The organism is Gordonia tangerina, assembly GCF_021556435.1.
Taxonomy (GTDB): domain Bacteria; phylum Actinomycetota; class Actinomycetes; order Mycobacteriales; family Mycobacteriaceae; genus Gordonia; species Gordonia tangerina.
Genome location: NZ_JAKGCU010000028.1, coordinates 33,211 through 55,959 on the forward strand (window position 1 = coordinate 33,211; position 22,749 = coordinate 55,959).

Consider the following 22,749-nt stretch of genomic DNA (forward strand, 5'->3'; position numbering starts at 1 on the left):
GCAACGACGCCGTGCGTCGTGGAGGTTCCTGGCCAGCGTTTTCCCTTTAAAACCCAAGTGGCCGGTCCCCGAGATCAATTCGGGGACCGGCCCGGAAGGACAAACCCGTGTCTACGACACATTCTATCGATACCCCCGACCCGTATCCCGACAATTACGTCGACCCTGCCGACCGATTGATGCTCGCCGCGTTGCGTGGCGGCGGTTTCATCCTCGCTGTCGCCTGCTCGGTGTGCGGTCGCCCGTTGACCGCCCAGGCGTCCAAAGCTCGTGGCGTCGGCCCAGACTGCCGACGCAAGACCACCACGCGTGGCGCTGACACATCTGAGCATGGCGTTGTTGAGGGGGCCGCATGACCGACCTCGCAACCGCAGCAATCAACTACGCCCGCCGCGGGCTACCAGTCTTCCCGTTGGTTCCCCGGACCAAGCGACCCGCATGCGCCCACGGTAAAGACGACGCCACCACCAACGTCGACCAGGTCAGTGCATGGTGGGAAGCGAATCCCCGCTGCAACATCGGGCTTCGGCCACCACGCGGGTATGTGGTGCTCGACGTCGACCCGCGCAGCGGCGGCACCCTCGACGCACTCGGTGCCCTTCCGCCGACCCGCACCGCAGCCACCGGCGGCGGTGGATGGCACTTGTGGTTTCGTCACGACGGCCGGGTCCGAGGCCGCCTCGCCGGCACGAAGGGAATCGATATCAAGACCGGCAGCGGCTACCTCGTGGTACCACCGAGCATCCACCCATCGGGCGACCGGTATCGGTGGATCGACGAAACGTCGGCGGCACCGCTCCCGGCGCATCTGCTCAACGCGGTGACACCTCCAGTGGCCGCCATTCCGAGTGACCTGGACTGGCGTAACGCTAGTGGTTCCTGTTCGGGACTCGTGCAGACCGTCGCGACCGCAACCGAGGGCAACCGCAACGCCACCCTTTTCTGGGCGGCGTGCAGGGCGGTTGAGGGCGGCGCTGATCCGGCGGTGTTCGTTGACCTCGTCCAGGCCGCAGTGAGCGTTGGCCTGACCGAGGTCGAGGCGCAACGGACTGTGCAGTCGGCGATGCGGAAGGCGGCAGCGGCATGAGAGATTTCTGGGATGCGCGAGCTGTGTTGGCGCATGTGCAGCAGTTTGCTCGATCTCGTCGGGTCGCGCCCGAGGCGACGCTCGCCGCACTGATCCCTAGGGCTTTGGCCAGTGTGGACCCGAACATAGTGTTGCCGCCGGTGATTGGTGGCGCAGCTTCGCTGAACATGATTGTGGCAATGGTCGGGCCTTCCGGACACGGCAAGGGTGCGAGCGAGTCAGCGGCGCGAGCTGCAACGAATCTGCCGTCGATCGTCGAACTGCCGATCGGCTCTGGGGAGGGGCTCGCCCGCACGTTCGCTGCTAATAGCGAGGGAGAGCAGGAGGTTCGGGCGGCGATCTTCTCGGCCAGTGAGGTCGATTCGATCGCAGCGATCAGCAGTCGCACAGGGGCGACGCTCCCCGCGGTTCTGCGGCAGTTGTACTCGGGTGAAGCTCTCGGTTCCGCGAATGCGCAGAAGCACACCCGCGTCATCGTGCCGGCCCACTCCTATCGGGCGATGGTCGTTGTCGGTGTCCAGCCTGAAGCAGCGGCACCTCTGCTCGGGGATACCAAAGGAACCGCGCAGCGGGTGTTCTGGGCTCCTGTCGATGATCCTGACGCTCCCGACGTACGCCCAGAGGAACCCGCCAGGTGGAATGTGCCGCGAACACTGGTGGCTGGTGACCGGCAGACCCATCTTGAGTTGCCGGCCGACGCGTGGCACGCAATGGAATCTCATCACCTGGCGAAGCTGCGTGGAGAGAATGTCGATCCGCTCGATGGTCACAAGCTGCTGACACGAGCAAAAGTGGCAGCCGCGTTGATGGTGCTCGATGGGCGTATGTACGCCATCAGTCTGGAGGACTGGGAGTTGGCGGGCGTGCTGATGCGTCGGTCTGATTCGGTCCGTGCGCGAGTCGAAGCGACGATGAACGACCAGGCGCGGCGGGCCAATAGGGCGAAGGCTCGGGCGGCGGCTGATCGCGAAGAGATCATGGCTGAGCGCAAACTTCAGCGAGCTAAGGAGGCTGTCCTGCGGCGGCTGGGTCGGGACGGAGAGCTAGCGACGCGCGAGCTTCGGCACAAGATCAAGGCCGACATTCGGGAGCACCTTGAATCAGCGTTGGCCGAACTCGTCGACGCGGAGCAGATCGAAGAGATTTCAGTCGCTCGCGGCAAGCGTTACCGCGTGCTGGCGGGGGGTACACCGGTACACCGTGGTACACCGTCTCAGAAAGTGCCGCTGAGCAGCGGAGATGTCGGTGTACCTGATTCTGACGGTGTACCCGCAACTTCGGGAAAGCCGCAGGTCACAGACGGTGTACCAGATTTAGACGGTGTACCACCGCCGCTTGCGTTCAGCGGACGGCGACCTGCGGAAACACCAGAGGCGCACAACACGTGCAAGGTCTGCGGAGACCCCTGCAAGCCCACCGTCTCCGCGCACGTCACCTGCCTCACCGACGGAGGTGCCGCATGAAAGGGCAGAAGCGCCGGGAACCGGGCATCGTTTCGCTGCTCGCCGAGGTACTGCAGGCCGTGCCCGCGCTGCCTGCCGCCGCGTGTGTGGGGTCGGCGGATCTGTTCGACCCACGGGCGAACGGTGAGGCGGTCGAGGACGCCACGTACCGGCACAACCGGGCAGCAGCCCTGTGTGGGCAATGCCCGGTTCTCGACGCCTGTCGGTCGTGGGCAGACTCCCAACCGGATCTCGACCGTGCGGTGATCGGCGGTCGCCTCCCGGATCAACCTGGTCGACCACGGAAGGGGGTGAGAGCAGCATGAGCAAGCCACGGGATCAGCAACGTGAGCAACGCCCGCATGTGTGCCGGCGATGCTACGGGCCGTGTCGATCGCACAAGGGCAGCAAGCACGGTTGGACGTGCGAGCAGTGCTTGGTCGATTACCTCGATGCGCAACGTCGGCCGAAGGATGCGGCGTGAGTGCCCGCGCGCTGGGCACGGTGGTCCAGGTCGAGGATGAGGCGAGTTTGCGGTACCTGAAGTTCGCCGCGTTGGCCGCGTTGACCGAGTTCAAACGCCGCGACAAACAGCCACCTCCGGTGTTGACCGAGTTGTATCACGCTGCCGCTGAGGCGTACTCGAGTGTGGCCGAGTCGGGACATGAGGACGGACCTGAACCGCTTGTGGTGCAACCGTTGTCACCAGAGGAACTCATCGGGTCCGCTGAAGCCGCCACCATCCTCGGTGTCACGCAACGACAGATCCGCCGCCTGAGTTCCACCCTCGACGGAGAACAGTTGGCCAACGGGGCCTGGGTTTTCCGCCGAGACACGGTGGAGGATTACAGACAGGAGCGCCGGGATGCACGACGACCTAGGAGGCAACCAGCGGCGTAAGGTTTCGTGGCCATCAGGTGAGCTGTATGAGGTGGCAGCCTGATGGCCACGGAGCTAGCGACCGCGTATATCAGCATTCTCCCGGAGACCAGCAAGATCCCGCCCGCGGTGAATCGGGCTCTGGGGCAGGTGGATCGGCAAGCCGAACGGGCTGGTCGGTCGATGGGCACCAAGATGTCGGGTGCTCTCGGTACCGCGCTGAAGGGTGGGGCTGTTGCGGCTGCCGCTGCCGGTGGTGCGGCGATCGGAACAGCCCTTTACAAGGGGTTTGATCGGCTGTCGGCGATTGACCAGGCCAAGGGCAAGTTGGCGGGCCTCGGGAACAGCGCCCAAACCACCGCTACTGTCATGGACTCTGCCCTCGCTTCGGTGAAGGGCACCGCCTACGGTCTCGGTGACGCCGCTACCATCGCGGCCTCAGCGATCGCCGCCGGCATCAAACCCGGCCAAGACCTCACCAAATACCTGTCCTCGACTGCCGATGCCGCCTCGATCGCGGGGTCGTCGCTTTCGGAGATGGGTTCGATCTTCAACCAGGTCCAGACCGGGCAGCAGGCATACACCGATGATCTGAATCAGTTGGCTGACCGGGGTATCCCCATCTATCAATGGCTGGCCAAGGAGATGGGGGTTGCCGCCAAGGAGGTCAAAGGGCTTGCTGCGGACGGCAAAGTCTCGTCGGAGATCTTTTTCAAAGCGATCGACGCCAACATTGCCGGTGCTGCGTTGGAGTCGGGTAAGACGGTCAAGGGTTCGTTTGAGAACATGATCGCGTCGATGGGCCGCTTGGGTGCTGCGGTGGAGGGGCCGACGTTCGAACGTCTACCCGGTTTCTTCACCTCCATCACCGGCGGTATCGATGCGCTGACCCCGAAAGCCGAAGCCCTGGCGACCGCGTTCGATGCGAAGGTGTTCGACGAGTGGGCACCGAAACTGCAGTCCGCGCTGGACACATTCCAAGCATCGGGGTCGTTGGATGACGCCCGCGAGGTGCTGGCGGGTCTCGGTGACGCGGTCGGTGACCTGGCACCCAGCGTCGGGCAGATCGCCACCGAACTCGGTCGCGCGTCGGCAGCGTTGGGGGTGTCGGGGTGGCAACTGCTGCTCGTCGCCCTGCAGGCCGGCACCACCACCCTGGAAATCCTCAACCCGCTACTGTCGACGACCGCCAGTTTGATGGAAGACAACACCGGCCTGGTGACCGCGTTCATGGCCGGGTGGTTGGCGTTTCGTACCGTCCCGCGACTCGTCGGCGGGATCACCAGCACACTCGGCCCGCTGGCATCCGGTTTGCGTACCGCGGGCACCAATGTGGGTGCGTTCGGGGAGGCCTATCGCACCTCGCTCGGCTATGTACGCCAAGCCAACCCGACACTCTCCACGGCCAACGCGCACCTGCAGGTGTTGCGGCGCAACGGCATGAACGCCACCGGTGCCATGTCGGCGTTGCGAGGTGGTGCCGGCCTCATGGCCGGTGCGCTCGGCGGGCCGCTCGGGTTGGCGTTGGCAGCCGGCGGGCTTGCGCTCGGCGCGTACACGACCCACCAGCAAAAGGCCGCCGACCAAGCCCGCCGCCACAAAGAGATGGTTGACGCCCTGTCGGAGTCGATCAACTTCAACACCGGCGCACTCGACGAGAACGGCAAGAAACAGGTCTACCAGGGCCTCACCGAGGCGGGTGCGTTCGCCAACGCTCGCAAGGGCGGGGTCGCGGTCACCAGCGAACAAATCCAGGCGGCCGGTGAAGGCCAGCAAACCGCACTCAACGAGGTCAACGCCCAGATCGACGAGGTGGTCCGTAACCGCGTCACCGCAGTCATCTCCGACCGGCAGCTCGATCAACTCAAGCAAGCTGGTATCTCGATCGACGAATACACGGCGGCGCTGCGCGGAAACGCTGACGCTCAGAAGAAGTTCGCCGACGCAGGGATCGGACGAGACTGGAATGTAGCTGCGAATGATCTTGGCGAGACAGCCAAGGCCGCAGTCGAACTCGGTTACGCGCTCGGTGACTCGAATCAGAAGATCACCGAATCACGCGATGCCGCACGCCAGCAGGCCGAGGCGTTGGGCACCGTGCAGAAAAACTTCACCGCCCTCGCCGGCCAGTTCAAAGACCAGGGCCGAGGATTCTCGATCGAGGTCGACAACTCCCAGTTGGCGGGCACCGAGAACGCGCTCAAGCAGATGGGGTTCACCCTGCAGTCGCTGCCGAACGGTCAGGTGAAAGTCACCGCCGACACCGACCAGGCCACCGCACGCCTACAGACCGTCGTCGGCAACGTCGAACTGCTCAACGCGATCAAAGCCAACCCGCAGGTCGATCTGAACAAGGCGTCGTTCGACGCGAAGACCGGCGCAGCGCACGCCGCGCTGCTGCAGATCGACCGCACCTCGGTATCCGGTGAAGCGGGCCTCACGATCGACAAGTTGTTGCAAGGCTCCAACGTCTCGCTCAACGAGCTGATCAAACTCGATCAGACCACCGCGAACCCCAAGGTGGACATGCTGATCGACAAGATCATGGAAAAGGTCGGCATCGTCAACAAAGGCCTCGATGACGCTGCGCGTGAACGCACCGTCAGTTTCCGAGTGCAGATGCCCGACGGTTCGTGGGGATCACCCGCCTACGCCGGGGACACCTACAGCGGCCCCGGCCGCGCCGAGGGCGGCTGGACCGGACCAGGCTCGAAATGGCAGCCCGCCGGCGTCGTCCACGCCGACGAGTTCGTGGTGAAGAAAGCATCACGCCGCGCCCTGGAATCAGCGATGCCCGGAGCCCTCGACTACATGAACCGCACCGGCGAATTCCCCTCCGCACTCGGCTACGCCGACGGCGGACGCGTCACCGCTGACGCGCTGAACCGGTTCCCCCGCGACGAAGGCTTGGAAGGTTCGCCCTATGTGTGGGCGGGGGTGCACTGGGGAGATTGCAGCGCAACCCAATCCGGCATTGCCCGCTACGCCGTCGGACTCGACCCCTGGGCGGGCCGCTCGTCCACAGCGGGGTTCGCCGCCTACCTACCGCAACTCGGCTTCCAGTTGGGTCGCGGCAACTCGGGGGACTACCGCATCGGCTGGAAGAACGGCGGCCCCGGCGGCGGCCACACCGCCGGCACACTGCCGGATGGCACCAACGTCGAAATGGGAGGTGCCCGCGGCAACGGCCAGGTCGGCGGGCAGGCTGCCGGTGCCGACGATCCGCAGTTCACCCAGCACGCATTCCTGCCCCTCGGCCCATCGTGGACCGACCCCGGCTCTGACGCCGGCGGCTACGTGCAACGCCCTGACGGAACGTGGGTGCAGGTTGCACCCGGTGCCGGGGACTACAGCACCAGCGGCACCACCTCCGGCCTCAGCACCAGCGGCACCACGGCCTCGAACTCGCTGTCCGGTGGGCTCGGTGACGCCGCCAAAGCCGCGGTCGAAGGTCAACTCAAGTCGCTGTTCGAAGTGTTCTCCATCAACGACACCCCCGGTATCGCAGCAGCGGCAGCGGAATACGATCAGCAACGCCAGCAATCGTTGGGCACCAACCCCATCGGACAAAGCGGCACGAGCATTCCGCCGGTCACCGACCCCGGTACCCAAACACCGGCACCCGGTGAAGACCTCGGCGGTGCCGCCGCAGGACTGCCGACGACCGGCAGCCCGATCAAAGACGCCTTCCGGTCGGGCCTGCGGGAGGTGTGGCGGCAAGGGCAGCCGTGGACCGACACCGACTACATCATCGGCAAAGAGTCCTCGTGGAATCCGACCGCCCGCAACCCGCAGTCCGGGGCGTTCGGGCTGGCGCAGTTCCTCGGCACCACCAAAGACCAGTACCTGCCCGACGAGAACCCCGACCCACGCGTACAGGGCACCGCCTACGACCGCTACGTCAGCGACCGCTACACCGACCCGGCCGGAGCCCGCGCCCACTGGGATCAACAGGGCTGGTACGACGTCGGCGGCGTCATCCACCCTGGCACCACCCTCGTCCGTAACGGGCTGGGCCACAAAGAGACTGCTCTGCCGTTCGACCCGAACGACCTGAAACGGTCCCTCGACGCGGGCAGCACCGCAGACCTCGGCGCGAAACTTGACCGCGTCATCGGGCTGCTCGAACTCGGACTCAAAGACCGCGGCCGCGTCACCTACAACGTCGCCGACGACCGCGCCCTGCAACGCGTCCAGAAACAACGCGACACCGCCCTCCGCGCCGGCCTCGCCAGCCTCTAACAGAACGGAACACCACCACCATGCCCAAGTACTACATCACCCCAGCACACGGCGAAGAAGTGCAGTGCCACTTCACCATCCCCCGCAAAGGCAAAACCAAACCCATCACGTTCACCGTGACCCGCATGGACTACATCAACGGCCTCGACACCGCCCTGCTCGACTGGTCCACCGAACGCATGACACCCACCCCCGTCCTCGGCGACAACGGCGAACCCGTCCTCGACGAACACGGCCAGCCCGTCACCAACACCCCACCCGAGATCACCGACCGCGAAGCGATCCTCAACCACCTACGCCTCGCCGGCATCCCCGCCGCCACGCTCAAAGCGCTCGACACCCTCACCAACGGCGAACTCATCCAGATCCACCGCGACTGGTCCCACGAGTCCACCAAACCCGTACCCGTCCGCTACTACGACCCCGACACCAACACGCTCTACGACGCCGACAAGAAGGAGATCACCAATGCCTAGCCACTACGACTCGATCAAGGGCGACATCACCGCCATCCGCAACGGACTCGACAACACCATCCGCAACATCCGATCCAACCCCAACTACAGCGACACCGGACGACGCCGCGAAATGGCCAAAGCCACCGTCGCCGCCCGCCGCGAAGCCGACCAACTCAAAGCACAATTCACCACCCAACGCGCCGCCGAACGTACCCGCCTCGAACGCCAACTGTTCGGCGTCAACAGCAACGACCCATCCGCGGTCATCCTCATGCGCGACAGCCAAGACCGCGCCGCCAAACTCGACAGCAGCGACGACGCCACCGCCATGCTCGACCGCGCCCAGCAAACCGGCGACACCTACCTCGCCCGCGCCGTCGCACAACGCGCCTCCACCCAAGGCTGGACCGACATCGTCAACACCTACGCCGACACCACCGGAACCCGCGACCTGTTCGACGCCCTCGCCGACAACCCCGACGGACGCAACACCCGTGTCGCCGACGCCATGGTCTTCCAAATCCCCGCACCCACCGAACTACGAGGCATGGCCGACCACGACCTGCAACACATCGCCGACACCTACACCGAACAGGAACAGCACGACAGCAAACACCGCGCCCACATGAACAGCGGCGGCCTCGGCACCACCTTCTACCCCAGCTGACCCATGCACACGCACCGCAACACCACCATCCGCGACCGCCACCGCAAAACCATCGCGCGTGACGCCCCACCCTGCGGCATCTGCGGCGGTGAGATCGACTACGACCTCACCCACCCACACCCACGCAGCTACGTTGTCGACCACATCATCCCCATAGCGAAAGGAGGACTCGACGAGCTGGCCAACAAACAGGCCGCTCACCGACAACCGAGACTGCAACCGCACCAAAAGCGACCGACTACCCCCACTCCCCGCACCACCACCCGCACGCACCTTCGTCACCTGGCGCACCTGGTGAACACCCAGGGGGAGGAGCCCCCAACCCCACCACCCGCCACTCAGGTCATTGGCGGGATCTCTCTCCCCGTCGTTTTTTCCACACCACCGTCACGTGTTCGGAGCAGTCTGTGGTGTGGGTGAACGGTGGTGCCAGCCGCACATCCAGTCCGCAATGGCGCAAGATCCGCCGCCGGCTGATCGCCGAAGACAACCGGTGCGCGCTGTGCGGTGCCGACGGCCGCGAAGTACTGCTCGAAGCCGACCACATCGTGCCCGTCGCCCAGGGCGGCGACGACAGCCTCGGCAACGCCCGACTGTTGTGCCAGCCGTGTCACCGCCCCAAAACTGCACGTGAAGCGGCCTACGGTCGTCACGGACGGCGGACACGAGCACCACGCCAGCACCCCGGCCTGATCTGAACTGAACCGCCGAAACGGTTCCAGTTTCGTACAGACAGTCAGGCCCTAAGCCATCCGTGGGCGTTGCGCCCTGGTTGGGGGTTCCCTCCCCAGGGGGCGGGGGGGGGGGTATCAGGAGGGGGTGCCGCCAATGCCATGAGGAGCGGTCACGGTCTGGAGGGGTTCCCTCCCCATCTCATACCTACGGGGCCGGTCGTGATGCCGCACACTTGGTCTTTGTGGCTACGGAGATGGAACGGTTGTCTGTTGCGATCGCGGACCTTACGGCGGCTGTCGACAGTCTGGCTCGGTCTTCTGCGCTGGTCGGGGCTGCCGGTTCCTCGGAGACGAACCAGATCGCTTACTCGTTGCAGGAGGCTGCGACCAAGCTTGGCATGTCCGTGGATACGGTTCGCCGCGCGTACAGAGATGGTGAGTTGGTGTTCCGTTGGCGGGGCGGAAAATACTATGTGGAGCACTCGGAGTTGGTGCGGTGGGTGCGGTCGTGGGATGCGCCGCCGCCATACTGAGCGCAGGGCGTGACAGTGCATGCACAAACCGGAACGGGAGTGGAATGCGCTCACCATAAACGGTGAATAAACGATGGATCGGCCCAGGCGCAATACTAGGCCGATCCGCGTTTTCGCAGCTAGGCGAGTGCCCCCACCAGGGCTCGAACCTGGGACCTGCGGATTAAAAGTCCGTAGCTCTACCAACTGAGCTATAGGGGCGTGCCCTGCGGGCAGGGCGACGACGAGTTTACAGGCATCATCGACGGCACCGTCGTCGGGTCGGTACGTCGTCGGTGCCGCTCATCGCCGCCGACCGTCGACGATGCCGGCTTCCGGGAGGACTGTGCGCATCGCCGCACTCAACTCGGTGGCGGTGGACACCACAACCAGCGTGTCGATCGGGCTATATGTGGCGTCGAGCCAGGTCACGTCGCAGCTGATCGCCAGTGCTTGCTCGGGGTCGATCGCGATGCCCCCGATCTCGGTCAGGGCGGCGAAGATCGTCTGCTCGGCTGCGTGGCCGGATTCGTGCACCACGATCGCCTCCGGGCCGATGTCCACCCGTATCCCCGACCTGTCGACGTAAGTGGTCCCGGCGACTCGGCGACCTCCGTCCACCGGAGGCGCATCGTCGGCGTCGAGGTCGGCCGTGGCGATCGGGAGCAGGTGTCGTGCGACGAAACTTCGGATCGATGCGTCGTCGAACGGTGCCGTCCGACCGTTCGTCGACGGGTCGACCGGGCGCACGAAGAGTTGTTCCCCCATCTCTCTTGCCTATCATGAATGCCGGATCGTTTTCAGCGAAGGGTGGCCACTCGGGGGACGCGAAGACGTGGCTTCCACACGACCGGTGTGATGGCGTGGAAACAGCGTCCGACCTCCCGATTTGTGAATTGTCGAGAGAGTGTCCTAAGCTGAGTCGGCTCCCAACGGAGACCTCCTCACGGAGAACCGGCCCCCTTCGTCTAGCGGCCTAGGACGCCGCCCTTTCAAGGCGGTAGCGCGGGTTCGAATCCCGTAGGGGGTACGCTTGCTCGGACCCTTCGCGGGGGTCGGAGAGAGTGCAACACAACAGAACATGGCCCTGTGGCGCAGTTGGTTAGCGCGCCGCCCTGTCACGGCGGAGGTCGCGGGTTCGAGTCCCGTCAGGGTCGCAAGTCTCTTGCGATAGGCATTCGGTTCGGGTGCCGTCCGGCCAGGTAGCTCAGTTGGTACGAGCGTCCGCCTGAAAAGCGGAAGGTCGCCGGTTCGATCCCGGCCCTGGCCACGTCACAACCCCCGGAAATCACTCCGGGGGTTTTGTGTTGTCAGGGGTTCGCGTTCGCGGCAACCGCTCCGGAGGGCTCACCCAACAACTCGGCTCGCCGCGCGTCCGCGATCGCGCGGATGGCGTCGACCACCACGGCGACTTCCGGGCGCCGGGCCGATTCGGTCCGCGTCACCAGCCAGTAGGTCAGTTCGGCTCCGACAGTGGGCAGCACGCGGACCAGATCGTCGTGCCGGTCGGCCATGAAGCACGGCAGCAGTCCGATGCCGGCGTGCGCGCGGGTGGCTTCGACGTGCACGAACACGTTCGTCGACGTCACAGATTCGGGCATCTGGGGGACCAGGGTCCGGGCCAGATCCAGATCGTCCACCTGCAGCATTGCGTCGACGAAGTAGATCAGCGGGTGAGCAGTGAGATCCCCGGGGCTGGTGGGCGTCTGGTGTTCGGTGAGATAGCCGCGCGAGGCGTAGAGACCGAGGCGGTAGTCGGCGAGACGTATCGCCTCGGCGCGGTGCACATGCGGCTCGCCGACGACGACTTCGATGTCGAGGCCGGTGCGGTGCTGCGACGCGAGTCGGGTGGCGGTGACGATCTCCACGCTCACTGCCGGATGGTGCCGCCGCACCGACACCGCGGCGGGTGCGGCGAGGTAGGCGGAGAACCCGTCGGTGGCCGACATCCGGACCACGCCACTCAGGCTCGGCGATCCATCGATGTCGGCCTCGAGTGCCCGCAGGGCAGTTTCGATGCGCTCAGCGGCGGCGAACGCCTGCCGACCGAGATCGGTCAATTCCCAGCCTCCCGCGCCGCGGGCGAGTGCTCGGCCGCCCATCGTGCGTTCGAGGGATTCGATCCGACGCGCGACGGTGGTGTGGTTCAGGCCGAGCGTGTCCGCGGCCGAGGTGTAGCGCCCGCTGCGACCCACGGCGAGAAGAACCAGCAGGTCGTCCGGACTCGGCAAGTCAGCAGGCATATCTGCATTTTTGCAGATGCCCATCGCCGATCTGGGCATTGCATGCGCATCCATGTTCATTCAATACTCGAGCGACACGTGACCCGAATCACATGAAATTCCCGCGAAGGAGTGAGCATGTCCAGTGCAGAACCTGCGATGTCGTCGCGCGACGAACGGTCGGGCCTGCGTCGTATCGTCGCCGCGTCCATGGCCGGCACGATCGTCGAGTGGTACGAGTTCTTTCTCTACGGCACCGCAGCCACCCTCGTCTTCAGCAAGGTCTTCTTTCCCGACACCGGCAACGAGCTTGACGGCATCATCGCCGCATTCGTCACCTACGCCGTCGGTTTCGTGGCCCGGCCGCTCGGCGGCGTCGTGTTCGGTCACTTCGGCGACAAGTACGGGCGCAAGCAGTTGCTGCAGTTGAGTCTCGTGCTGGTGGGAGCGGCCACCTTCCTGATGGGATGTCTGCCGACATTCGGCCAGATCGGCTACTGGGCGCCCGCGCTGCTCGTCGCCCTGCGGTTCATCCAGGGTTTCGCCGTCGGGGGTGAGTGGGGTGGGGCCGTGTTGTTGGTGGCCGAGCACAGCCCCAACCGATCCCGCGCGTTCTGGGCATCGTGGCCTCAGGCAGGCGTGCCCGTCGGCAACCTTGTCGCGACAGTGGTGCTGCTGGTGCTCACCACCACCTTGCCCGACAGCGCATTCCTGAGCTGGGGATGGCGTATCGCCTTCTGGCTCTCGGCGGTCATCGTGCTGGTCGGCTACTACGTGCGCACCAAGGTGACCGACGCGCCGATCTTCGTCGCCGCACAACGCGAGGCCGAGGAGATCAAGACATCGTCGTTCAGTGCGATCGAGGTGCTCAAGCGATACCCCCGTGGCGTGTTCACCGCGATGGGCCTGCGCTTCGCGGAGAACATCATGTACTACCTCGTCGTGACCTTCTCGATCACCTACCTGAAGGTCGTCGTCGACGCCGACACCGCCGACATCCTGTGGTGGATGCTCGCGGCCCACGTCGTTCACCTCGCCGTGATCCCGATGGTCGGACGACTGGCCGATCGTCTCGGCCGCCGGCCGGTCTACCTGTTCGGGGCGGTGACGACCGCCGCCTGGGGATTCTTCGCTTTCCCGCTCATGCACACGGGCCATTACGGCGTCATCATGCTGGCGATCATCAGCGGCCTGGTCTTCCATGCCTTCATGTACGCGCCGCAGCCCGCGATGATGGCCGAGATGTTCCCCACTCGAATGCGGTACTCCGGCGTTTCGCTTGGCTATCAGGTCACCTCGATCGTCGCCGGATCGCTCGCGCCGATCATCGCCGCGTCGCTGCTGAGTCGGTTCGACTCGTCGGTGCCGATCGCGATCTACCTGGCCGCGGCCTGTGTCGTCACCATCATCGCGGTGATCGCGGCGCGCGAGACCAGAGGACTGTCCCTGCAGTCGATCGACGACGCCGATGCGGCGCAGTTCCTCCACGTCGCGCCACGCCGGGAAGGGGTGTCGGTATGAGCACGGCGGAGCTTGCCGGGCGACGGGCGTTGATCACCGGTGCGGCGAGCGGCATCGGGCAGGCCTGTGCCCGCGCCCTCGCCGAGCGTGGCGCACACGTCGTCGTCGCCGACATCGACGAGGTCGGTGCCAAGCAGGTCGCGGCCGATCTCGACGGTGAGGCGTGGCACGTCGACCTCTGCGACACCGAACAGTTCGATGGTCTCCGGTTGGATGTCGACATCCTCATCAACAACGCGGGTATCCAATCGGTCGCGCCGATCGAGGAGATGGCGCCGGACACCTTTCGCCGGATGCAGCGGGTGATGGTCGAGGCCCCGTTCCTGCTGATCCGTGCCGCGCTGCCGCGGATGTATGGGCGCGGATTCGGCCGGATCGTCAACGTCTCGTCGATCCACGGACTGCGGGCGTCGGCCTACAAGTCGTCCTATGTCACCGCCAAGCACGCGCTGGAAGGGTTGTCGAAAACCGTTGCACTGGAGGGCGCTTCACGTGGGGTCACCAGCAACTGCGTGAATCCCGGCTATGTGGAGACCGCGCTGGTGGCCCGGCAGATCAGCGACCAGGCGCGTGTGCACGGGATGGACGCAGGTGAGGTTGTCGAGAAGGTGATGCTCACCGAGAGCGCCGTCAAGCGTCTCGTGCGGCCCAGTGAGGTCGCCGAGTTGGTTGCGTGGCTGGCATCCGACACTGCCGCCATGGTGACTGGCTCGTCGTATCCGATGGACGGCGGGTGGAGTGCCCGCTGAACGGGCGGGGGCCTGGAATGTCGAGTTGCGTTCCGTTACCGTTTCGAGACTTGTCATCTCAGTGCGGTATCACTGATGTCCCGTGCGTGCGTGCGTGTCCGATCCCGCCGGTAGTTTTTGGTTACCGGCGGATCTGGCGTAGAGCACGTCCGTGACGGCGGATCAGTGCCCCTGCGACGATCGGTGACGCCATGACCATTGCTCCTTTTCCGACCGATGACCAGAGCGACACGATCCCCGCGATCGACGTCTTCGATGTCATCGGCTCGGCGGAAACACCCCGGCAGCACACGGTTCCGCTCTACGAGTTCACCGTCGAACGACGCTCTGCGGGCACCGTCTGGCTGCGGGTGACCGGTGAGATCGACCTCGCGGCATGCGGAGATCTGCAGCGCGCGATGACCCGCGCCGGCGCCGGGTACGCCCGGGTGATGGTCGACCTCGCCGACGTCTCCTTCATGAGCCCGCGCGCGGTCGGCACGATTGCCGAGCATCCACTGGTCGCCGCCGGTCGTGTCGACGTCGTCGCCCCGGCTCGCGCCACGCGCCTGCTCTTCGACCTCTTCGGCGCCGGAGGCCTGGTGGTCGACACGCGGTAGTCGCGTTAGCGTGTTTCGTCTGGGCCGTGCGCACGGCCTGATCGCGTGAACGCCCGCCCGGCCCGACCGGTGCACGCGATACTGCGTCCATGACCTCGCGACCCACGACATCGCGACCGACGCGCAATAGGGCCAACGCGGTGATGATCCGCAGTATCTACGGCACCACGTCGGTGGAATGGTTCTTGATCTTCGCCATCGGCACGATTTTGGTGACTCGGCTCTACCTGCAGCTCACCGGCTATCCGCAGGTCGGTGGCGGCACGCTGCACATCGCGCACGCCCTGTGGGGTGGTGCGCTGATGATGCTGGCGCTGATCATCGGCTGGCTCTTCTTGGGTCCGGCCACCCGGGTCACCGCGATCGTGATGGGCGGCATCGGCTTCGGGCTGTTCCTGGATGAAATCGGGAAGTTCATCACCAAGAACAACGACTACTTCTATGGACCGTCGGCCGAGATCATGTACATCCTGGTCGTCGCGGTGCTGGTGATCAGTCGTGTCGTCCGCGACGTCAAGAAGCCGACAGTCGCCGAAGCGATGGCCAACGCCGCCACGATTGCCGCCGACGGTATCTCCCATGGTCTGCCCGCCCGCAGGCGCCGGCAGGCGGTCGGCTTCCTCGAGGTAGCCAAAGACCAGGGCGCCGACCCGACGGCGATCGGTCACATACGTGGACTGCTGGATGCGAGCGCGGACACGCCGGATCGCCTGATGCGGCTGCGTGATCGGGCGACCGGGCTGATTCCCGACTTCTTCCGCAGCCCGCGCTGGGTGCCGGTGGTGGGGTGGTTGCTGGTGGCCAGTTCGGCATTCACATTTGTCCTCGGAGTCCTCGCCTGGACGTTCAACACGAGGGAGATGGGGGACATCGACCTCTATTTCGAGATCAGCCGCAACCCAACGGCGAACTGGATTCTGTTCGTCAGCGGTATCGCCACCCTCGGGTTGTCGTTGCCGGCGATGATCGCACGTCGTCGCACCGACAGCGTGTGGCCGCTGCGGTCGCTCCGCATGGCCGCCTTGGTGTTCACCGTGACCAACGCCCTGGTCGATTTCGCCCTCGAGGGGTTTGGTGCGTTGATCAATCTCGGTGTCGGGCTGTTCGGCCTGGCGGTCATCAGCTACCACCTCGGACGGCAGACCTCCGCCCACGACAACGCGCGGATCTGACTCTCACACCCGGAAGCAACCACCGTGGATGTCAGTTCCCATGTGGACGCACTCATCCTGGTCGAGCGCCGGGCGTGGTCAACTGGGAAGGTGAGCACTCTCGATCGCGCCGCCGTAGCCGCGCGGATCTCCGGATTCCGACGACACACGGCCGACCTGCCGGACGCGCGCTCGGCGGCGGTTGCCATCACCATCGCCGAACAGGACGGACAGCAGGGGATCTGGCTGACCAAGCGACCCGCAACGATGCGCCGTCACGCGGCGCAGTACGCACTACCGGGCGGGCGACTGGACCCGGGGGAGGACCAGCCGACGGCCGCCTTGCGGGAGTTACACGAGGAGATCGGCGTCGAGCTCCCCGCAGACAGCGTGCTCGGCATGCTTGACGATTACCCGACCCGATCGGGGTTCGTGATCACGCCAGTCGTCTGCTGGTCCGACCAGACGCACGTTCCGGACCCCAACCCGGACGAGGTTGCCCAACTCTTCTTCGTCACCTTCGACGAATTGATGGTCGAGCCGCGGTTCCTCACCATCCCGCAATCGGACCGTCCCGTCATCCAGCTGCCCATCGTGGGTGCGTTGGTCCACGCACCGACTGCGGCGGTGATCTATCAGTTCGCCGAAGTCGTCCTGCGCGAACGGCATACCCGCGTCGACGGGTTCGAGCAGCCCGTCTTCGCCTGGCGCTAGGACACCAGATTCGCCACCTCGGTCCTAGGTGTGGCGCCGGGGGTGGTACCAACGACAGCATGACCACGTATGTGATCCACGACATGACCGGAGCCGGCCGATGACGACGGTGGCCGTCGAGCATCGCGGGGAGATCGCCATCGTCACGATGGACCGCCGTGACGCGATGAACACGCTGAACGCCGCGTTGGTGCGCGATCTCACGGCTGTACTCGACGAGCTGGACCGGGACCAGCACTGTCGCGTGGTGATCCTCACCGGCGCCGGTCGGGCGTTCTGCGCCGGATTGGATCTGCGGGGGTATGGCGACGACGACTCGGTCGACGACGGCGTCATGATCGCGAGTTTTGAACGCCAGCAGGACATCGCCGGTCTGGCGCGCCGTCTGCACGGTCTACGCCAACCGGTCATCGCGGCCGTCAACGGTGCGGCGGCCGGCGGCGGATTGGCATTGGTGTGCGCCAGCGACATCCGGATCGGGTCCACCGACAGCGTCTTCGCGGTCGGCTTCATCCGCGCGGGCTTCTCCGCCTGCGACATCGGGGTGTCCTGGTTGCTGCCGCGACTGGTCGGCACCGGCCGCGCACACGAATTGATGCTGACCGGCCGCAAGTTCGACGCCGACGACGCGTTGCGGTACGGCCTGCTCGTCGACGTCGTCGAGCAGGCCGACCTGCTGGCCGCGGCGATCGCCACGGCCGAATCGATCCTCGCCAACCCGCCGCTGTCGGTCGAGATGACCAAGGTGGGAATGTGGGCGGCGGTCGAGTCGAACTCGTTCTCCGCGACGGTGGAGTTCGAGAACCGACAACAGATGATCACCGCGATGACCGACGACCGGAACGAGGCAACCGCCGCGTTCCTCGAGAAACGACGACCGGAGTACCGACGACGATGACCACTGACCTCTTCGACATCAGCGGCAAGACCGCGCTCGTGACCGGCGGCACCAGCGGGATCGGCGCGATGATCTCGCACGGTCTGGCCGATCGCGGGGCGCGCGTCATCATCGCCGGGCGCAAGGAACCCGCGCTGGCCGAGGCCCGCGCCGCCGGCCTCGGTGCGATCCAGGCCAACCTGTCCACCCCGAGGGGTGCCGGGAGTTGGCCGCGCAGGTCGGCGCTGAGGTGGATCGGCTCGACATCCTGGTGAACAACGCCGGCGCCACCTGGGGTGCGCCGATCGAGGACTTCCCGGACTCGGCGTGGGACCGGGTCCTTGATCTCAACGTGCAGTCGCCCTTCACCCTCACCCAGGCGTTGCTCCCGCAGTTGCTGGCGTCGGCAACCGTCGACGACCCAGCGCGCGTGATCATGATCGGCAGCATCGACGGCATCCGGGCCCCGCAGACCGAGTCGTACTCCTATTCCGCCAGCAAGGCCGCCGTCCACCAACTGACCCGACACCTCGCCGGACATCTCGGGTCGCGCAACATCACCGTCAACGCCATCGCGCCCGGCCCGTTCGAATCACGCATGATGGCTCACTTCCTCGCCGAACGTGGCGATGAGATCGCGGCCTCCTCTCCGCTGGGTCGTATCGGCCGGGCCGATGACGTGATCGGTACCACGGTGTACCTGACGAGCAGGGCCGGTAGCTACCTCACCGGCGCAGTGATCCCGGTCGATGGAGGGATCTCCACCACGCGCTGACATTGCCCCGGAAGTTTTTTTGCCGGCCCGGGAATGTAATCGGACTGCGGTCCGTTTAAGGTGGTGTTGGGTCGAAAGGGCCCACCAGACCCAAGACCACACCCATTGGAGGTATCACCATGACCGCAGCCGTAGCCGCCCCCATCGCAACCGGCACCTGGACCATCGACCCGGCTCACTCGGCCGTCGCGTTCTCCGTCAAGCACCTGATGGTCAGTAAGGTGCGCGGCAACTTCGAGACCTTCTCGGGCACCATCACCATCGCCGAGGACGGCACCCCCTCGGTGCAGGCCGAGATCGACGTCACCTCGATCACCACCGGCAACGATCAGCGCGACGGACACATCAAGTCCGCCGACTTCTTCGACGCCGAGAAATTCCCGAAGGCCACCTTCGTCTCGACCGGCGTGGCTCCCAAGGGCGACGACTACGTGCTCACCGGTGACTTCACCCTGAAGGGCGTCACCAAGTCGGTCGAACTGGACCTCGAGTTCAACGGCACCAACCCCGGCATGGGCCACGGCGCGGTCGCCGGCTTCGAGGCGAGCACCGTCCTCAACCGTAAGGACTTCGGCATCGACATCGACATGCCGCTCGAAGGTGGCGGCGTCGTGGTGGGCGACAAGGTCACCATCACGCTCGAGATCGAGGCCAACCAGCCTGCCTGATCCGATCACGTACGTCCGGCCCGATCGGCCGGAGCGTCGGCCGGCTCCACACCTGAACCCCTCATCCCCCGAGGCCGTGGAGCCGGCCGTTCTGCATGCCGGGGGCATCCGGGACCTCGAGGCCCTGCCCGCCGCCGTCGGTCATGGGTACCCTGCAGGTACCTACCGGCGCAGGAGGTGGCCGTCATGGCGCGACCACTCGGCCACGCCGCCCTGCAACGGGCGTGGCCGTACATCCACGGCGAGGCACTGCCGCGATACCTGTGGGGCCGCCACGGCGGCACCAACGTTCGGGACCTCGCAGAACTGCCCCGCACACAACGCGCCCGCATGTCGCGGCGGGCGACCGCAGCCGCCGCGATCGCGCTGATCGGTACGAACTGTGCGATCGGGATCGAGACCTTTTTGCTGGTGCAGCTGGCGTACAACGGCAGTCAGCTCACCTTGGAGGGCACGGTCGGCGCCCCCAACTTCCCGGCAGTGCTCACCGGCATCATCGTCGGCACGCTGACCAACATGCTGTTCGGCGTCCTACTGATCAAACCGCAGGTCGATTGGTTCGTGAGCGGAATACCCGCCGATCGCGCTCGCCGCGCAGCCATCCGTCACATACCGCGCAATCAGGTGATCGCCACGCTGGCCGCCTGGACCACCGCCGTCGGCTCCTACGCCGTCGTCGCCGACGACCCGTCGTCGTCGCGCACGGCCGGGGTCGCCGCGGCCTTTCTACTCGCGGCGATGTCGAGTTCGTGTATCACCTATCTGTTCGCCGAACGGGCGGCCCGACCGCTGGCGGTGGTCGCCTTCCGTGACTTCCCGGCGCGACACGTCTTTCACGGTGTCCGCAGCCGGATGATCGCGGTGTGGCTGGTGAGCTCCGCCGTACCGATGTTCGGGTTGTTGCTGCTCAATCTCGGGCGATGGTTGGATATGCTCCCGCCGGTCAGCGGTCCGGTCGACTGGACGATCATCATCCTCGGGGTGGTGGCGCTGGTCGCCGGTATCCGGGTGATCACCCTCGTAGGTCGTTCCATCGCCGACCCGCTCAGCGATCTGCACCATGCGGTCACGCGCGTGGACGCGGCCGACTACACCGTCCGGGTGCCTGTCTACGACTCCTCCGAACTCGGCGTGCTGCAGCACGGCTTCAACACGATGGTGATCGGACTCGAGGAGCGCGAGCGGATGCGGCAGCTCTTCGCCCGCCATGTCGGCGACACCGTCGCGGCGCAGGCACTCGAACACGGCGAGGGTATGCGGGGAGTCAACGCGACGGTCGGTGTGCTGTTCGTGGACATCATCGACTCCACCGGTATGGCCGCGCGGCAGGATCCGGGGGCCACCGCTGAGCTGCTCAACGACTTCTTCACCATCGTTGCCGACGTGGTCGACGGCCATCACGGCTTCGTCAACAAGTTCGAAGGCGACTCGGCGCTGGCGATCTTCGGCGCGCCGGTGGAACTCGACGACCCTGCCACGTCGGTACTGTCCGCGGCGCGTGACCTCGCCGATCGGTTGGGGGACGAACTCGACATCGGGTGGGGAATGGGTATCTCCTACGGAACGGTGTTCGCCGGCAACATCGGCGCCGAGACCCGTTACGAGTACACGGTGATCGGTGACGCGGTGAACGAAAGCGCGCGGTTGTCGGATCTGGCCAAACAGTCCGGCAGCTCGGTGATGGCGTCGGGTGCGGCGCTGGCCTGCGCCACCGACGACGAGGCAGGTGAGTGGATTCCGGTGGGGACGCGGTCACTGCGCGGTCGCAGTGAGCCGACTCAGGTGTTCGCGCCGCGCTCGATTGCCACGCGCCCGCCGGGAATCTCGATCGGCACGGTGGTGGCCGGTCTGCTCCGGCCGGCGCGCCGGGTCACCGGGCAGTTGTGATCGCTCGTTGACGACGTTGGTCGGAGACCATAGCGTCGCTGGCAGTCAGCGCACAGCATCGATGGGGAGGCATGATGAGCAAGTGGACGACCGCGGACATCCCGGATCAGACCGGGCGCCGGTTCGTGGTGACCGGAGCCAACAGCGGTCTGGGGGCCGAGACGGCGAAAGCGTTGGCAAAGGCCGGTGCCACCGTGACCCTGGCGTGCCGCAATGTCAACAAGGCGCAGCCGGTGGCAGCCGAAATCGGTCCGAATGCGACTGTGGCACAGTTGGATCTGGCTGATCTGGCATCGGTGCGGACGTTCGCCGACAGCTGCGATGGTGCCGACGTGCTGATCAACAATGCCGGGGTCATGGCGATTCCGATGCGCCGCACCGCCGATGGATTCGAGATGCAGATGGGCACCAATCATCTCGGACACTTCGCGTTGACCGCGCTGCTACTGCCCAAGATCGCCGACCGAGTGGTCACGCTCTCGTCATCCATGCATCAGATCGGACGCATAGACCTCGATGATCTGAACTGGGAGGCGCGCAGATACCGCCGGTGGCGTGCGTACGGGGACTCAAAGATGGCGAATCTGATGTTCGGCAAGGAGTTGGCCGAGCGGCTCGCCGCGGCCGGGTCGTCGACGAGCTCGATGATCGCGCATCCCGGTTACGCGGCCACGGAGCTACAGGGGCGATCGGAGACGGTCGAGGACGTGTTCATGAAGTTCGGCAACAAGATCTTCGCGCAGAGTGCCGCCGAGGGTGCGCTGCCCACGCTGTACGCCGCGACATCGCCGGATGCCACGAACGGCACCTTTTACGGTCCGACCGAGATGTTCGGCAGCCGCGGGGCCCCGGGTGTCTCCGGATACCACAAGCGTGCTGACGACGCCGGTGTCCGAGACAAGCTGTGGACGATGTCCGAACAGCTCACGAAGACCGACTTCGTGGCCTGAGGAACGAGGCGCCAGCCGAGTGTCACGAAGGGCAGCCGCGCCTACTGGACGTCGAAGGTGATCGCGTTCGAGGCGCCGGAGATGGTGTCGGTGACGCTGATCGAGTACGACCCCGGAGCGCGCAGCGTGTAGGGCTTGACCGACGTGCAATCCTGCGTGCTGAAGAGCTGCGCCTTCTTCGGCACCTTCGGCCCGCTCAACCGGATCTGCATCGCGCATTCGTCGCCGTCGACGACGGGCCCGGCATCGATCGTCGAGTTGTAGCGGACGCCGAGTCGTGAGTTCCGGGGATACACACCCGGGCTGATCGGTTGCGTGTTCGGCGCGTACACCCAGACGTTGATCGACCTCACCCCGTTGGGGGCGTTGTCGCGTCCCAGCTTGCCGTAGTGCTCGGTCTTGTCGCCCGAGGAGCCGAGCGCTGAACTACCGGCATCGAGCAGATCCGAACTGCCCGCACTCCCGGAACCGGAACTGCCTGCGCTGCCGAAGACGGAGTCCAGTGGAGCGGCGAGGGCGGGTGCGGCGGAGACTGCGATGGCCACCGCCGCCGATCCGACGGCGAGCGCGGACAAGCCCGACTTGAGACTCACTGACAACCCCCCGACGCGTGGACCTTCTCGTCGATTCAACCATCACCGACCGTGACCATGTTGGCGGGGCGACAAGAACGGG

At 65.7% G+C, this 22,749-nt stretch carries 22 protein-coding genes, 4 tRNA genes and 1 pseudogene; 23 read left to right on the top strand and 4 right to left on the bottom strand.

Going from position 1 to position 22,749, the window contains the following annotated elements; translation table 11 throughout:
- Positions 1-107 precede the first annotated feature (107 nt).
- From L1892_RS21315 to L1892_RS25075, 10 genes are all read left to right on the top strand, one after another.
- Complete coding sequence (locus L1892_RS21315; protein ID WP_235725778.1) at positions 108-356, top strand: DUF6011 domain-containing protein; 249 nt, start codon at positions 108-110, stop codon at positions 354-356.
- Positions 353-1,087 (top strand): bifunctional DNA primase/polymerase, encoded by a 735-nt coding sequence (locus L1892_RS21320; protein ID WP_235725779.1) that lies wholly within the window; start codon positions 353-355, stop codon positions 1,085-1,087. The genes L1892_RS21315 and L1892_RS21320 overlap by 4 nt, the downstream gene beginning before the upstream one ends.
- A complete protein-coding gene (locus tag L1892_RS21325) occupies positions 1,084-2,550 on the top strand; it encodes a hypothetical protein (RefSeq protein WP_235725780.1) in 1,467 nt (488 codons plus the stop codon). The genes L1892_RS21320 and L1892_RS21325 overlap by 4 nt, the downstream gene beginning before the upstream one ends.
- Positions 2,547-2,855: a WhiB family transcriptional regulator gene (locus tag L1892_RS21330; RefSeq protein ID WP_235725781.1), complete on the top strand. Its 309-nt coding sequence runs from the start codon at positions 2,547-2,549 to the stop codon at positions 2,853-2,855. The genes L1892_RS21325 and L1892_RS21330 overlap by 4 nt, the downstream gene beginning before the upstream one ends.
- A 154-nt stretch (positions 2,856-3,009) precedes the next feature.
- Complete coding sequence (locus L1892_RS21335) at positions 3,010-3,429, top strand: hypothetical protein (protein WP_235725782.1); 420 nt, start codon at positions 3,010-3,012, stop codon at positions 3,427-3,429.
- 42 nt (positions 3,430-3,471) lie between these two features.
- Positions 3,472-7,650 carry an aggregation-promoting factor C-terminal-like domain-containing protein gene (locus tag L1892_RS21340; protein ID WP_235725783.1) on the top strand — a complete coding sequence of 1,393 codons (4,179 nt, stop codon included), beginning with the start codon at positions 3,472-3,474 and terminating at the stop codon, positions 7,648-7,650.
- A gap of 20 nt (positions 7,651-7,670) precedes the next feature.
- Complete coding sequence (locus tag L1892_RS21345) at positions 7,671-8,126, top strand: hypothetical protein (protein ID WP_235725784.1); 456 nt, start codon at positions 7,671-7,673, stop codon at positions 8,124-8,126.
- On the top strand, positions 8,119-8,775 hold the full coding sequence (locus L1892_RS21350) for a hypothetical protein (protein ID WP_235725785.1): 657 nt from the start codon (positions 8,119-8,121) through the stop codon (positions 8,773-8,775). Before L1892_RS21345 ends, L1892_RS21350 begins: the two co-directional genes overlap by 8 nt.
- Positions 8,776-9,182: 407 nt before the next feature.
- On the top strand, positions 9,183-9,473 hold the full coding sequence (locus L1892_RS21360; protein ID WP_235725786.1) for an HNH endonuclease: 291 nt from the start codon (positions 9,183-9,185) through the stop codon (positions 9,471-9,473).
- 230 nt (positions 9,474-9,703) lie between these two features.
- A complete protein-coding gene (locus L1892_RS25075; protein ID WP_372475372.1) occupies positions 9,704-9,982 on the top strand; it encodes a helix-turn-helix domain-containing protein in 279 nt (92 codons plus the stop codon).
- A 128-nt stretch (positions 9,983-10,110) separates the two neighbouring features.
- Here the strand turns inward: L1892_RS25075 and L1892_RS21365 are convergent.
- Positions 10,111-10,183, bottom strand: a tRNA-Lys gene (locus tag L1892_RS21365).
- Between the two features lie 81 nt (positions 10,184-10,264).
- The gene (locus tag L1892_RS21370) at positions 10,265-10,729 is read right to left on the bottom strand and encodes a hypothetical protein (RefSeq protein WP_235725787.1); all 465 of its coding nucleotides are present in this window, start codon (positions 10,727-10,729) and stop codon (positions 10,265-10,267) included.
- 189 nt (positions 10,730-10,918) lie between these two features.
- Here L1892_RS21370 and L1892_RS21375 point away from each other — a divergent pair.
- The 3 genes from L1892_RS21375 (at position 10,919) to L1892_RS21385 (ending at position 11,231) form a co-directional block, all read left to right on the top strand.
- Positions 10,919-10,991 (top strand) — tRNA-Glu (locus L1892_RS21375).
- Between the two features lie 53 nt (positions 10,992-11,044).
- Positions 11,045-11,118: transfer RNA gene (locus tag L1892_RS21380), tRNA-Asp, on the top strand.
- Between the two features lie 39 nt (positions 11,119-11,157).
- Positions 11,158-11,231: transfer RNA gene (locus tag L1892_RS21385), tRNA-Phe, on the top strand.
- A 40-nt stretch (positions 11,232-11,271) separates the two neighbouring features.
- On the opposite strand, the gene L1892_RS21390 is transcribed toward L1892_RS21385, so the two are convergent.
- A complete protein-coding gene (locus L1892_RS21390; protein ID WP_235725788.1) occupies positions 11,272-12,204 on the bottom strand; it encodes a LysR family transcriptional regulator in 933 nt (310 codons plus the stop codon).
- A 117-nt stretch (positions 12,205-12,321) separates the two neighbouring features.
- Here L1892_RS21390 and L1892_RS21395 point away from each other — a divergent pair, with 117 nt between their 5' ends.
- The 10 genes and pseudogenes from L1892_RS21395 to L1892_RS21440 all read left to right on the top strand — a co-directional run bounded on the left by L1892_RS21395 (position 12,322) and on the right by L1892_RS21440 (position 22,074).
- Complete coding sequence (locus tag L1892_RS21395) at positions 12,322-13,704, top strand: MFS transporter (protein WP_235725789.1); 1,383 nt, start codon at positions 12,322-12,324, stop codon at positions 13,702-13,704.
- A complete protein-coding gene (locus L1892_RS21400) occupies positions 13,701-14,453 on the top strand; it encodes a 3-hydroxybutyrate dehydrogenase (protein WP_235725790.1) in 753 nt (250 codons plus the stop codon). Before L1892_RS21395 ends, L1892_RS21400 begins: the two co-directional genes overlap by 4 nt.
- Before the next feature lie 191 nt (positions 14,454-14,644).
- Positions 14,645-15,052, top strand: coding sequence for an STAS domain-containing protein (locus L1892_RS21405; protein ID WP_235725791.1), 408 nt, complete (start codon positions 14,645-14,647; stop codon positions 15,050-15,052).
- A 140-nt stretch (positions 15,053-15,192) separates the two neighbouring features.
- On the top strand, positions 15,193-16,224 hold the full coding sequence (locus L1892_RS21410) for a hypothetical protein (protein WP_235725804.1): 1,032 nt from the start codon (positions 15,193-15,195) through the stop codon (positions 16,222-16,224).
- A 90-nt stretch (positions 16,225-16,314) separates the two neighbouring features.
- Positions 16,315-16,917: an NUDIX hydrolase gene (locus tag L1892_RS21415; RefSeq protein WP_372475368.1), complete on the top strand. Its 603-nt coding sequence runs from the start codon at positions 16,315-16,317 to the stop codon at positions 16,915-16,917.
- 100 nt (positions 16,918-17,017) lie between these two features.
- Positions 17,018-17,815, top strand: coding sequence for an enoyl-CoA hydratase/isomerase family protein (locus tag L1892_RS21420; RefSeq protein ID WP_235725792.1), 798 nt, complete (start codon positions 17,018-17,020; stop codon positions 17,813-17,815).
- A pseudogene (locus L1892_RS21425) lies at positions 17,812-18,569 on the top strand (SDR family oxidoreductase). The gene L1892_RS21420 and the pseudogene L1892_RS21425 overlap by 4 nt, the downstream one beginning before the upstream one ends.
- Before the next feature lie 119 nt (positions 18,570-18,688).
- Positions 18,689-19,237, top strand: a complete 549-nt coding sequence (locus tag L1892_RS21430) for a YceI family protein (protein WP_235725793.1) — start codon at positions 18,689-18,691, stop codon at positions 19,235-19,237.
- A 186-nt stretch (positions 19,238-19,423) separates the two neighbouring features.
- On the top strand, positions 19,424-21,124 hold the full coding sequence (locus tag L1892_RS21435) for an adenylate/guanylate cyclase domain-containing protein (protein WP_372475369.1): 1,701 nt from the start codon (positions 19,424-19,426) through the stop codon (positions 21,122-21,124).
- A 74-nt stretch (positions 21,125-21,198) separates the two neighbouring features.
- On the top strand, positions 21,199-22,074 hold the full coding sequence (locus L1892_RS21440; RefSeq protein WP_235725794.1) for an oxidoreductase: 876 nt from the start codon (positions 21,199-21,201) through the stop codon (positions 22,072-22,074).
- A gap of 41 nt (positions 22,075-22,115) precedes the next feature.
- On the opposite strand, the gene L1892_RS21445 is transcribed toward L1892_RS21440, so the two are convergent.
- Positions 22,116-22,667 (bottom strand): hypothetical protein, encoded by a 552-nt coding sequence (locus tag L1892_RS21445; protein WP_235725795.1) that lies wholly within the window; start codon positions 22,665-22,667, stop codon positions 22,116-22,118.
- Positions 22,668-22,749: the final 82 nt, after the last annotated feature.